Here is an 11,757-nt window from a genome sequence, read left to right as displayed (position 1 = left end):
GGGCAATGAAAGAGAGCATTCTGGATGTCCTGCTGTACCTGTTCGAACACTATTTCAGCGAAGACGCGGACCTCATCCGCGACCGCGACTCCCTCCAGAACGGTCTGATCCAGGCCGGCTTCAGCCCCACCGAGATCAACAAAGCCTTCGATTGGCTGGACGCGCTCGCCGAGCAGCGCCCGGCCGTGGTGCTGGGCCGCGTCAATGGCCCGGTGCGGATTTTCCATGGCCCGGAGCTGGACAAGCTCGATGTGGAGAGCCGCGGCTTCCTGATGTTCCTGGAGCAGCACGGGATTCTCGACGCCAGCCAGCGCGAGCTGGTGCTGGACCGCGCGATGGCACTGGACCAGGACGAACTGGACCTGGACGACCTCAAGTGGGTCGTGCTGATGGTGCTGTTCAACCAGCCCGGGGCCGAGGCCGCGTATGCCTGGATGGAAACCCAGATGTTCGTGGACGAACCGGAACCGCTTCACTGACCTTACACTGAGCGCCTTGCGCATTCAGGAGCGGGCCCGTGGACCAGTGGTTCTTTGCAGAAGGAAACAGTCAGCAGCGCGGCCCGCTGCCTGCTGACGAACTGATCGCGCTCTACCGCTCCAGCCGCATCGCGCTGGATACGCTGGTCTGGCGCGACGGCATGGCCCAGTGGCAACCGCTGGCATCCGTAGCCGCCGAGATCGGCCTGGACATCGCGCCCGCCGCCGAGCCGGCGGCAGCGCCAGTGCCCGATCCCGCCATGCCACCGGCACTGCCCGCTGCGCCGGCCGCACCCGTCGCCCCCGTGCCCCCCGCCAATCCCGTTGTTCCGCCACCCCGCAAGGGTCTGAGCGGTTGCGCGATCGTGGGCATCGTGGCGGCGGTGATCGTGGTGCTGGTGTTGATCGTCGGTGCGGTGCTCGCCGCGATCGCGCTGCCCGCCTACCAAGAGTATGTGGCCCGCTCCAAGGCCAGCGAAGCACTGGTCACGCTGGCGCCGATCAAGGTCGCGGTGGCCGGGTTCCACCGCGAACAAGGCCGCTGCCCGGTCAACGACGACGAAGGCTTCCAGCCAGCCGAGCGCTACGCCGACGGCGCGATCAGCAGCGTGCGGATCGGCCGGTTCAACAACGGCCACTGCGGCGTGGAAGCCCAGCTCACCGTGCCCGGCAGTGCCGCGCTGGACGGCAAGCTGTTGTGGCTGGACTTCAACGGCGCCGACGTCTGGGAATGCAGCGGTGAGCCCGATGACACCTACCTGCCGCTGGAATGCCGCGGCTGATAACGGACACACGTCCATGGATGCACCCAACAGGGGATTGAAGCAATGACTGAGTGGTATTTCGCCGATGGCCAGGAACGTCAGGGACCGCTGAGCGCAGACGACATGCGCCAGCGCTTCCAGCGCGGTGACATCACCCTGGCCACGCTGGTGTGGCGCGAAGGGTTCGCGCAGTGGGCGCCCTTGTCCGAGGCGGTCGATGAACTGCAGCTGCAGAACCTGGCAGCGGCGAGCAGCAACCTCGGCAGCGGCATCGACCTGCGCGGGGATTACACCGCCATCGACAACGGTACCGCGCCACTGCCCGGCACCGGCGGCGGCACCCATTCGCCCTATTCCGCGCCTGCCGCGCCTGCCGCGCCCACGGGCTACGCCAACGCCGCCGTGGTCAATGGCCAGGACGTGGTCTATGCCGGTTTCTGGAAGCGCTACGCCGCCTACTTCATCGATTACGTCCTGCTCACCGTGGTTACCCTGCCGCTGAGCATGATCATCAACGTGATGGGCGCCAGCTCGGGCAACGAAGGCGTGCAGGTCGCGCTGACCCTGGTGGTGATGCTGCTCAGCATGGTGATCAGCATCGGCTACTACGCCGGCTTCCACGCCTCGCGTGGTGGGGCCACGCTGGGCAAGATGGCGGTCGGGATCAAGGTGGTGCGCGGCAACGGCGAACGGATCAGCTTCCTGCGGGCGTTCTGCCGCTACCTGGCCACCATCGTCAGCAGCCTGATCCTGATGATCGGTTTCATCATGGCCGCCTTCACCGAGCGCAAGCAGGCGCTGCACGACATGATGTGCGACACCCTGGTGGTGGACAAGTGGGCCTTTACCGACCATCCCGAGCTGCAGCAGCGAGGCCTGGGCACGGTCACCATCGTGATCCTGGTGCTCGCCGCCCTGGCCGTGGTGGCCCTGTTCGGCGTGATGATCGCCATGATCGGCGTGATCGCGTCGATGTCCTGATCCGGGCAATCCTCACACCGGGCCGCTTGACATGAGCCGGCCCGGCGTGATTCCACTAATAGGCAGAAAGCTGAACGCCCGGCCCACCCCCGGGCGTTCGGTTTATGTATATCGCCCGCGCCGCTTCACTAATGCGGCCATTTGCTCCACCCTAGCGGCCCTCCCCGGGGCCCTGCCCATAGAATCCTGACGCCATGCCCAAGCACCTGCTCATCGTCGAATCGCCCGCCAAGGCCAAGACGATCAACAAATACCTCGGCAAGGACTTCACCGTCCTGGCCTCGTATGGGCATGTGCGCGACCTGGTGCCCAAGGAAGGTGCGGTCGACCCCGACAACAACTTCGCGATGCGCTACGACCTCATCGAGAAGAACGAAAAGCACGTCGATGCCATCGTCAAGGCCGCCAAGGGCGCCGACGACATCTTCCTGGCGACCGATCCGGATCGCGAGGGTGAAGCCATCAGCTGGCACATCGCCGAGATCCTGAAGGAACGCGGGCTGGTCAAGGACAAGCCGATGCAGCGCGTGGTCTTCACCGAGATCACCCCGCGCGCCATCAAGGAAGCGATGGGCCACCCGCGCGAGATCGCCGGTGACCTGGTCGATGCGCAGCAGGCACGCCGTGCGCTGGACTACCTGGTCGGCTTCAACCTGTCCCCGGTGCTGTGGCGCAAGGTCCAGCGCGGCCTGTCCGCCGGCCGCGTACAGAGCCCGGCGCTGCGCATGATCGTCGAACGCGAAGAAGAGATCGAAGCCTTCATCGCCCGCGAGTACTGGAGCATCGATGCGCTGTGCGCGCATCCCTCGCAGCACTTCAACGCGCGCCTGATCAAACTGGACGGCCAGAAGTTCGAACAGTTCACCGTGACCGACGGCGACACCGCCGAGGCCGCGCGCATGCGCATCCAGCAGGCCGCCCAGGGCGCCCTGCACGTCACCGACGTGGTCAGCAAGGAGCGCAAGCGCCGCCCGGCCCCGCCGTTCACCACCTCCACCCTGCAGCAGGAAGCCTCGCGCAAGCTCGGCTTCACCACGCGCAAGACCATGCAGGTCGCGCAGAAGCTGTACGAAGGCGTGGCGATCGGTGAAGAAGAAGGTACCGTCGGCCTGATCTCGTACATGCGTACCGACTCGGTGAACCTCTCGCAGGATGCGCTGGCCGAGATCCGCGACGTGATCGCCCGCGACTTCGGCATTGCCTCGCTGCCGGACCAGCCGAACACCTACCAGACCAAATCCAAGAACGCGCAGGAAGCCCACGAAGCCGTGCGGCCGACCTCGGCGCTGCGTACCCCGGCCCAGGTGGCGCGCTTCCTCACCGACGACGAGCGCAAGCTGTACGAGCTGATCTGGAAGCGCGCCGTCGCCTGCCAGATGATCCCGGCCACGCTCAACACCGTCAGCGTGGACTTGTCGGCCGGCAGCGAGCACGTGTTCCGCGCCAGTGGCACCACCGTGGTCGTGCCCGGCTTCCTGGCCGTCTACGAGGAAGGCAAGGACAACAAGAGTGCCGAGGACGACGATGAAGGCCGCAAGCTGCCGGCGATGAAGCCCGGTGACCGCGTGCCGCTCGAGCGCATCCTGGCCGAACAGCACTTCACCCAGCCGCCGCCACGCTTCACCGAAGCGGCGCTGGTCAAGGCGCTCGAGGAGTACGGCATCGGCCGTCCCTCGACCTATGCCTCGATCATCCAGACCCTGCTGTTCCGCAAATACGTGGAGATGGAAGGCCGCAGCTTCCGCCCGTCCGATGTGGGCCGCGCGGTCTCCAAGTTCCTGTCCAGCCACTTCACCCAGTATGTGGATTACGACTTCACCGCCAAGCTTGAAGATGAGCTCGATGCGGTGTCGCGTGGCGAGGAAGACTGGATTCCGCTGATGGCGCGGTTCTGGGAACCCTTCCACAAGCTGGTCGGTGAAAAGAACGAATCGGTCGACCGCGCCGAGGCCAGTGGCGCGCGCGAGCTCGGCACCGACCCCAAGACCGGCAAGCCGGTCAGCGTTCGCCTGGGCCGTTTCGGGCCGTACGCGGCGATCGGCAGCACCGCCGAGGATGCCGAGGACAAGCCCAAGTTCGCCTCGCTGCGCCCCGGTCAGTCGATGCACACCATCTCTCTGGAGGACGCGCTGGAGCTGTTCCTGATGCCGCGCGCGCTCGGCCAGGACAAGGATGAAGACGTCAGCGTCGGCATCGGTCGCTTCGGCCCGTTCGCCAAGCGTGGCAGCACCTATGCCTCGCTGAAGAAGGAAGACGACCCGTACACCATCGACCTGGCGCGCGCCGTGTTCCTGATCGAAGAGAAGGAAGAGATCGCGCGCAACCGGATCATCAAGGAATTCGAGGGCAGCGACATCCAGGTGCTGAACGGCCGTTTCGGCCCGTACATCAGCGACGGCAAGATGAATGGCAAGATCCCCAAGGATCGCGAACCGGCGTCGCTGACCCTGGCTGAAGTGCAGCAGCTGATGGAAGAGACCGGCAAGCCGGTGCGCAAGGGCTTCGGCAAGAAGGCCGCCAAGAAGGTCGTGGCCAAGAAGGCACCGGCCAAGAAAGCCGCTGCGGGCGACGCGACCAAGAAGACCGCCACCAAGAAGGCCGCGGTGAAGAAGGTCGCCAAGAAGGCCACGACGAAGAAGGCGACCAAGAAGGTCGCCAAGAAAGCCGTGAAGAAGGCCGTCAAGAAGGTCGCCGCCAGCTGAGCCTGGTTGACCCCTCCCGCCACGGCGGGAGGATAATGCGGGCCATGCATCCGGCCTGCCTGTCATGAACGAACTCACTGTGGACACCGCCCTGCCTGCGCTGCGCGCTGGCGGGGTGATCGGCTATCCCACCGAAGCGGTCTGGGGCCTGGGCTGCGACCCCGCGCACGAGGCTGCGGTGATGAAGCTGCTGCGGCTCAAACAGCGGCCGGTGGAGAAGGGCATGATCCTGGTCGCCGCCGATCCGGCCCAGCTGGACGGCTGGGTGCGGATGGACGCCTTGCCGCCGGATCGCCAGCGCGCAGTGCTGGCCAGCTGGCCCGGCGCCAATACCTGGATCCTGCCCGCCGGCGCCCGCGCACCGCGCTGGATCACCGGTGAACACAGCGGCATCGCAGTCCGGGTCAGTGCCCATCCGCTGGTCGCCGCGCTCTGCCGTGCCTGGGGCGGACCGCTGGTCTCCACCAGTGCCAACCTCGCCGGCGAGCCGCCGGCCCGCACGCGTGCCGAACTGGACCCGCGCCTGCTGACGCTGCTCGATGGCCTGATCGATGGCCAGACCGGCGGCCTGGCACAACCCACCCCGATCCGCGATGCCCTCAGCGGCCAGGTCCTGCGCAGCTGAGCCGCCTTTTGCGCGCGGGCAGGCAAACCCGCACACTGGGCGCATGACCCTGCGCCCTGCCCTGTGGTTGTCCCTGCTTGCGCTGCTGAGCCCGGTCCTGCCCGCCGCGGCGCAGAGCGACAACGTGCGCGTCTATCGGTGCGTCGGCAGCAACGGCGCCGTCTCATTGCAGGACGCACCGTGCCGCACAGGCCGTCAGGAAGTCCGCGACCTGCAGCGGCCGCGCGATCCTGCCCCGCAGGTGGTGCGCAGCGACCGCACCCCCGACCCGATGCCCGCGCCGCCGCGCACGCCCGAGCGCGAGGTGCGCTACGTGCACGTGCAGCCACCGCAGCCCATGTACGAGTGCACCACCAGTGACGGCGACACCTACGTCAGCGACAGCAGCGAGGGCAATCCACGCTGGGTACCGATCTGGACCACTGCGTATCTGCCCTATCCGCCCGGAACCCGGCCGCCCCAGGGCGGCTACCCGCCCTCGCGGCCGCTGCCACCGATCGCGCCGATGGGCAGCGGTTCGGTGACCGGCAGCGGTGGCGCGGTGTCGGTCACCGGCGGCGGCTCACGGGTCGGCGGCAGCGTCAGCATCGGCGGCGGCAGCTCGCATTGGCAGGGCGGCGGTTATCCGCATCCCGGCCTGGGCACCAGTGTGGTGGTGCCGGCTGGCAGCGTGCTGGTCCGCGACGAGTGCCATGCGCTGCCCGCGCAGGAAGTCTGCTCGCGCCTCAAGGACCGGCGTTGGGACCTGATCCGCCGCTACAACAGTGCCCTGCAGGGTGAGCGCGATGCCTTGACCCGCGAGCAGCGCGGGATCGATGCGCGCCTGGACCAGGATTGCGGCGGCCACTGAGCGCACCGCGCTCTACACTGATGCGATGAAGCCACGGTTCCTGCTGCTCCTGTTGCCTGTGTCTGTGTCCCTGTCCGCTGTCGCGGACGAAGCGATGTTCTACCGCTGCACCGATGCGGGCGGCAACCTCACCATCCAGAGTGTGGCCTGCCCCGCCGGCAGCGAACAGCGCATCCAACGGATCAGCGCGCCCGTGCGTACCCCGGCCGTGGTCGAGGCAGCTCCGTCCGCGCCCACCACCGGACATAGCATGCCGCCACTGCCGCAGGACGGCGACGAAGACAGCGGCCTGCTCGACAGTGCGGCACTGCGCCCGGACGCCTCGACGGTGCCGGACGACGCCGCTGGCCCGCCCCGGCCGCCGCTGCCGGACATCTATCAGTGCGTCTCCGCCGATGGCGGTCGCTACCTGCACGAACGGGAACCCTCCCCGTCGCGCTGCGAATCACTGGCCCTTACCGGCCTGGGCGGCAGCCAGGCGCCGAGCAACGCGGCCAGCTGCGAAGTGGTACGCGATGCCTGCGAGCCCGTGACGGCGGAACAACGCTGCAGCAGCTGGCAGCAGCGGTTCCGCGACGCGCGCGGCCGCGAGCGTTTCGCCGCGCCGGAGAATCAGACCGCCGCCACCGCCGAGCGCGCGCGCCTGGAAGCGGTGCTGGCCGAGAGCGACTGCCCGGTGCCGTGATCCCCACTGCGGGGCGCTGGCCGGCTCAGAACCCGTAGCGCAGGAACCCACCATCCACCGCGATGCATTCACCGGTGACATAGCTGGAGGCCGGCAGGCACAGGAAGCCCACCGCCGCCGCCACTTCCTCCGGCTCGCCGATGCGGCGCATCGGCGTGCGGTCGATCACCTGCTCGTAGTAATCCGGATCGGACAAGGGCCCGGAGGTGCGGCGGGTGCGGATGTACCACGGCGCGACGGCATTGACGCGGATACCGTCCTCGGCCCATTCCACGGCCAGGTTGCGGGTCATCTGGTGCATCGCGGCCTTGGTCATGCCGTACACCGCTCCACTGCGCACATGGGTCAGGCCGGACACGCTGCCGACGTTGACGATCGCCGACGCCGCATGCCGCGCCAGCAGCGGATGCGCGTAGCGCGACAGCTCGAACGCCGAGAACAGATTGGTCTCGAAGATCCCGCGCCACTCATCTTCGGTGTATTCGGTGGCCGGCTTGCTGATGTTGCCGCCCGCATTGTTGATCAGCAGGTGCAGGCCGTCGCTGTGGTCTTCGACCCAGTCCAGGATTTCACGGCGGTCTTCGTCGTCGGCCACGTCGGCGGCCAGGCCGTGGATCTCACGGTCCGGGAAGGCATCGGCCAACTCATCGCGCGCCATCTCCAGCGCATCGGCGTCACGGCCGACGATCAGCAGGTCCGCACCGAAGCCCAGCAGTTCGCGCGCGATCGCCAAGCCGATGCCGGCACTCGCGCCGGTGATCAATGCGGTCTGTCCATCCAGTCGCCAACGTTGCGCGCTCACGTGCTTCTCCTGCGGTGATCCATGGGATGCGGCACCCACGGTGCAGCCCGGATAGGATAGCGCGCGATGGCCGGCACGCCGGCCGCCATCACGCGCGATGCGCGAGGCGGTGGGACACTGGTCCTCCGCCACCGGTTCAACGAGGGAGGTTGCCATGACGATCCGTATTGCCCTGCCGCTGCTCGCGCTGATCGCGCTGAGCGCCTGCAACCGCCCGGTGCCTCCGGCACCGGACACACCGCCGGAACCGCAGGCGGCTGAACTGCGCGATGCGATCCAGAAGCCGATCGACCGCGCCAGGTCGGTCAGCGACACCCTGCAGCAGTCCGCCGATGCCCGCGCCGCCGACGCCGACCGCGCCAGCGGTGATACGCCACCGCCCAGCCCGTGAGGCCGTCGGCCGGATAGCCGAACGCCCGGCGCAGGCCGGGCGTTCGGGTGTCACACAGCACCGCTGAGGCCGCTTACAGCCCGCAGAAGCAGTACACCAGCGTCTTGACCGGCGCGGCATTGTTACGCGGGTCACGCGCGGCCTCTTCGACGAAGCGCAGCTGGGTGTCCAGCTCCGGCATCGAACGGGCCAGCATCAGACGGGCCATGCCCGATTCGCCCAGCATCCAGGCACCGGCATGGCTGCTGGCGAAGCCGCTGAGGAACTGCGCGAACGGGGTTGCTGCCTTCTCGATGTAGCGCACGCGGAACTTGCCGGCCTCACCGAGCTTGGCACGGCTGGCGGCATCGGCCACGGCGGCGTTCAGGCCACCGAAGTCGTCGACGAGGCCGCGTTCCTTGGCTTGTGCACCGCTCCACACGCGACCGCGGGCGACTTCATCGACCGCTTCGACCGGCTTGTTGCGCGCGGCGGCGACCTTGCCGGTGAAATCGGCGTAGCCCTTGTTGATCACCGACTGGATCACCTGGCCCACGGCCGGGTCCATCGGGCGGGTGATGTCGAAGGCACCGGCGAAGCGGGTGGTGCCCACGCCATCGGTATGCACGCCGATCTTGTCCAGCGAGCGGGCCACGTTCGGGATCATGCCGAAGATGCCGATCGAGCCGGTGATGGTGGACGGGTCGGCGTAGATGCGATCGGCATTCATGCTGATCCAGTAACCACCCGAGGCGGCCAGGTCACCCATCGACACCACGACCGGCTTGCCGGCTTCCTTCAGCGCGACCACTTCGCGGCGGATCTGCTCGGAGGCGAACACTTCGCCGCCCGGCGAGCTGACCCGCAACACCACGGCCTTCACGTCCTTGTCGTCGCGCGCTTCGCGCAGCAGCGCCGAGGTCGACTCGCCACCGATGCGGCCGGCCGGCAGATCGCCGCCGGAGATTTCACCGGACGCCACGATCACGGCCACCTGCGGACGCGAATCCACCGGCGAACGACGGCTGTCGAGCACGCTCAGGTAGGCGTCGAGGTTGACGTTGCGGTAGCCACCGTCGGCGTCATCGTCGGCGATCCCGCGTTCGGTCAGCAGCGTGTCCACTTCCTCGCGGGTCTTCAGACCGTCCACCAGCTTCTGCTGCAGGGCGAACTTGGCCAGATCGCCACCGGCGGCGGCGATCCCTTCGGGCATGGTGTCGATGCCGGCGGCCAGCTGTGCCGGATCGAGCTTGCGCGCCTTGGCGATGTCGGCCAGGTAGCGCTGCCACACATCGTTCATCCAGAACAGGTCGGCTTCCTTGGCCTGCGGCGACGCGGCGTCGAGCACGTACGGCTCGGCCGCCGACTTGTATTCGCCCACCTTGAACAGGTGCACGTCCACGCCCAGCTTGTCCTGCAGGCCGGTGCGGAAGTACTGGCGGTAGCGGCCCAGGCCCTCGAGCACCACGCCACCCATCGGGTCCAGGTAGACCTCATCGGCCTGCGAAGCGAGCAGGTACTGCGACTGGCTCATGTTCTCGCTGAAGGCCACCACCTGTTTACCGGCGGCACGCAGCTCCTGCAGCGCGACGGTCACCTCGCGCATCGAGGCGAAGCCGCTCGGCTGCAGCTTGTCCAGCTCCAGCACCACGCGTTCGATCTTCTTGTCGGTCTTGGCCGCCTCCAGCGCGCGGATCAGATCGCGCAGCTGGATCTCATCAGCGCCCTTGTCGCCGACCGCCTTGCCCAGCGCGCGGCTGACCGGATCGGCGCTGAACTGTTCGACCAGCCGGCCTTCCGGTGCGATCACCAGGGTCGTGCGGTCCTGCAGCGACTTGCTGGAGGTCGCGCTCTTGCCCATCGCGACGATGAACAGGATCAGGATCAGGAACAGCAGGCCGAAGAACACCAGGTTGAGGATCAGCCGGCGGGTAAAGTTCATCACATCCCACAGCCCGATGAAGAAGCTGGCGACGGGATTGCGACGCGCGGGTTGGTTCATGGGGGTAACTCCAGAGTGGCTTCTTGCCGTAGTGCCAGAATAGCCGTTGCCGGGCGCGCCGGCATCGGACACAAGTCAGGGTGTCGAAGGGAGACCGGCGCGGGCGCTGCTCACGCGCAGGCGCCAGGCCATCAGGATCGCGGCCGCGGTCAGGCCCAGGATCAGGCCCAGCCACATGCCCTGCGGGCCCATGCCCAGCCCCAGTCCCAATCCGGCGCCGAGCGGCATGCCCAGGCCCCAGTACGAAAACATGGCGATGAACATCGGCACGCGGGTGTCCTTCAGCCCGCGCAATGCGCCGGCCGAGAGCACCTGGATGCCATCCGGGAACTGGAACGCCGCCGCGTACAGCAGCAGGGTCGAAGCGAGCGCGGCCACGCCCATGTCGGCCGTGTAGACGCCGACGATGGCGTCATGGCCGAACAGCAGGACCAGCGCCGACAGCGTCTGCGTGCCCAGGATGATCACCAGCCCGGCGATCGCCGCACGGCGCACGCCCAGTCCGTTGCCGCTGCCGACGGCGTGGCCGACCCGCACCGTGGTGGCCTCGGCCACGCCCATCGGGATCATGAAGCACAGCTGCGCGACGTTGATCGCAATCTGGTGCGAGGCCGCTTCGGTGGCACCGAGGCGGCCGATCAGCAGCGCGGTGACGATGAACAGCCCGCCCTCCATCAGCACGGTGATGCCGATCGGCAGGCCGGTCCGCAGCAGGTCCCAGTTCGCCGACCAGCGCGGCGCTTCGAAATGCGAGAACAGCTGCAGGTGGGCGAAGCGCCTGGTCTTCCACAGGTAACCGGCAAAGCACAGCGCCTGCAGCCACATCATGATCGCCGAGGCCATGCCCAGGCCTTCGGCGCCCAGCTCGGGAAAACCAAGCTTGCCGTAGCACAGCACATAGCCCAGCGGCGCCAGCACCAGCAGGCCGCCGAAGCCGAGCAGCATCGTCGGCAGCGTCCAGTGCATGCCTTCGCTGAGGTAGCGCATGCAGAAGTACAGCGTCAGCGCGGGGCCACCCCAGCGCACCGCATGCAGGAACGCAGTCGCGCCCGGCACGATGTCCGGCGCGATGCCGAACGCTGGCAGCAGCGGCGGCACGACCGTGAGGAAGGTGAACATGATCAGGCCCAGCCCCAGTGCCAGCCACAGCGCCTGGCGGAACAACGGGCCGATCTCGCGCTCGCGGCCGGCGCCGTGCAGCTGCGACACCGAAGCAGTCAGCGAGATCAGGGTGCCGATCGGAATCAGCATCGGCAGCCACAACAATGCCGTGCCGATGGTGACGGCGGCGAGCGTGTGGGTGCCGTGGTGACCGGCGATCACGTTGTCGACGAAGGAGATCAGGCCGGTGGAGACGTGGCCCAGAACCAGCGGCAGCGCGAGCAGACCGGTGGCGCGCACTTCCCGGGAGAGGCGCGGCGTGGAGGAAGCGGTAGACATGGGAGTCACAGACGGCAACTGCGGTCGCGCGCGGAGGGCACAGGCACCGGGTTGCGG

11 protein-coding genes are annotated in these 11,757 nt (G+C 67.7%); 8 read left to right on the top strand and 3 right to left on the bottom strand.

Going from position 1 to position 11,757, the window contains the following annotated elements; all coding sequences use genetic code 11:
• Positions 1-5 precede the first annotated feature (5 nt).
• The 7 genes from AC07WC_RS11275 (at position 6) to AC07WC_RS11245 (ending at position 7,086) form a co-directional block, all read left to right on the top strand.
• Positions 6-479 (top strand): DUF494 family protein, encoded by a 474-nt coding sequence (locus AC07WC_RS11275; RefSeq protein WP_019183583.1) that lies wholly within the window; start codon positions 6-8, stop codon positions 477-479.
• Between the two features lie 38 nt (positions 480-517).
• Positions 518-1,261 carry a GYF domain-containing protein gene (locus tag AC07WC_RS11270; RefSeq protein ID WP_495210068.1) on the top strand — a complete coding sequence of 248 codons (744 nt, stop codon included), beginning with the start codon at positions 518-520 and terminating at the stop codon, positions 1,259-1,261.
• Between the two features lie 45 nt (positions 1,262-1,306).
• The gene (locus tag AC07WC_RS11265) at positions 1,307-2,224 is read left to right on the top strand and encodes an RDD family protein (protein WP_495210067.1); all 918 of its coding nucleotides are present in this window, start codon (positions 1,307-1,309) and stop codon (positions 2,222-2,224) included.
• A gap of 194 nt (positions 2,225-2,418) precedes the next feature.
• Positions 2,419-4,926: a DNA topoisomerase I gene (locus tag AC07WC_RS11260; RefSeq protein ID WP_495210066.1), complete on the top strand. Its 2,508-nt coding sequence runs from the start codon at positions 2,419-2,421 to the stop codon at positions 4,924-4,926.
• A gap of 64 nt (positions 4,927-4,990) precedes the next feature.
• On the top strand, positions 4,991-5,551 hold the full coding sequence (gene tsaC / locus AC07WC_RS11255) for an L-threonylcarbamoyladenylate synthase type 1 TsaC (protein WP_495210065.1): 561 nt from the start codon (positions 4,991-4,993) through the stop codon (positions 5,549-5,551).
• 43 nt (positions 5,552-5,594) lie between these two features.
• The gene (locus AC07WC_RS11250) at positions 5,595-6,401 is read left to right on the top strand and encodes a DUF4124 domain-containing protein (RefSeq protein ID WP_495210064.1); all 807 of its coding nucleotides are present in this window, start codon (positions 5,595-5,597) and stop codon (positions 6,399-6,401) included.
• 64 nt (positions 6,402-6,465) lie between these two features.
• Positions 6,466-7,086 (top strand): DUF4124 domain-containing protein, encoded by a 621-nt coding sequence (locus AC07WC_RS11245; RefSeq protein WP_495210063.1) that lies wholly within the window; start codon positions 6,466-6,468, stop codon positions 7,084-7,086.
• Between the two features lie 25 nt (positions 7,087-7,111).
• Here AC07WC_RS11245 and AC07WC_RS11240 read toward each other — a convergent pair whose 3' ends face one another.
• Positions 7,112-7,888, bottom strand: a complete 777-nt coding sequence (locus AC07WC_RS11240) for an SDR family oxidoreductase (protein WP_495210062.1) — start codon at positions 7,886-7,888, stop codon at positions 7,112-7,114.
• A gap of 154 nt (positions 7,889-8,042) precedes the next feature.
• Between AC07WC_RS11240 and AC07WC_RS11235 the strand changes: the two genes are divergently transcribed.
• The gene (locus AC07WC_RS11235; RefSeq protein WP_495210061.1) at positions 8,043-8,279 is read left to right on the top strand and encodes a hypothetical protein; all 237 of its coding nucleotides are present in this window, start codon (positions 8,043-8,045) and stop codon (positions 8,277-8,279) included.
• Between the two features lie 73 nt (positions 8,280-8,352).
• Here AC07WC_RS11235 and sppA read toward each other — a convergent pair whose 3' ends face one another.
• On the bottom strand, positions 8,353-10,260 hold the full coding sequence (gene sppA / locus AC07WC_RS11230) for a signal peptide peptidase SppA (protein WP_495210060.1): 1,908 nt from the start codon (positions 10,258-10,260) through the stop codon (positions 8,353-8,355).
• Between the two features lie 75 nt (positions 10,261-10,335).
• Positions 10,336-11,700: an MATE family efflux transporter gene (locus tag AC07WC_RS11225; RefSeq protein ID WP_495210059.1), complete on the bottom strand. Its 1,365-nt coding sequence runs from the start codon at positions 11,698-11,700 to the stop codon at positions 10,336-10,338.
• Between the last annotated feature and the right edge of the window lie 57 nt (positions 11,701-11,757).

It is taken from the genome of Stenotrophomonas sp. GW821-FHT01H02A (assembly GCF_059422145.1).
The sequence above is the reverse complement of the archived record's forward strand: the minus strand, read 5'-3'. Positions and strand labels throughout refer to the sequence as shown.

Excerpts from the sequence above, each read along its gene's own strand:
- AC07WC_RS11275 (WP_019183583.1), top strand. The coding sequence starts at position 6 with ATGAAAGAGAGCATTCTGGATGTCCTGCTGTACCTGTTCGAACACTAT.
- AC07WC_RS11265 (WP_495210067.1), top strand. The coding sequence starts at position 1,307 with ATGACTGAGTGGTATTTCGCCGATGGCCAGGAACGTCAGGGACCGCTG.
- AC07WC_RS11260 (WP_495210066.1), top strand. The coding sequence starts at position 2,419 with ATGCCCAAGCACCTGCTCATCGTCGAATCGCCCGCCAAGGCCAAGACG.
- tsaC (WP_495210065.1), top strand. The coding sequence starts at position 4,991 with ATGAACGAACTCACTGTGGACACCGCCCTGCCTGCGCTGCGCGCTGGC.
- AC07WC_RS11250 (WP_495210064.1), top strand. The coding sequence starts at position 5,595 with ATGACCCTGCGCCCTGCCCTGTGGTTGTCCCTGCTTGCGCTGCTGAGC.
- AC07WC_RS11235 (WP_495210061.1), top strand. The coding sequence starts at position 8,043 with ATGACGATCCGTATTGCCCTGCCGCTGCTCGCGCTGATCGCGCTGAGC.
- sppA (WP_495210060.1), bottom strand. The coding sequence starts at position 10,260 with ATGAACCAACCCGCGCGTCGCAATCCCGTCGCCAGCTTCTTCATCGGG.
- AC07WC_RS11225 (WP_495210059.1), bottom strand. The coding sequence starts at position 11,700 with ATGTCTACCGCTTCCTCCACGCCGCGCCTCTCCCGGGAAGTGCGCGCC.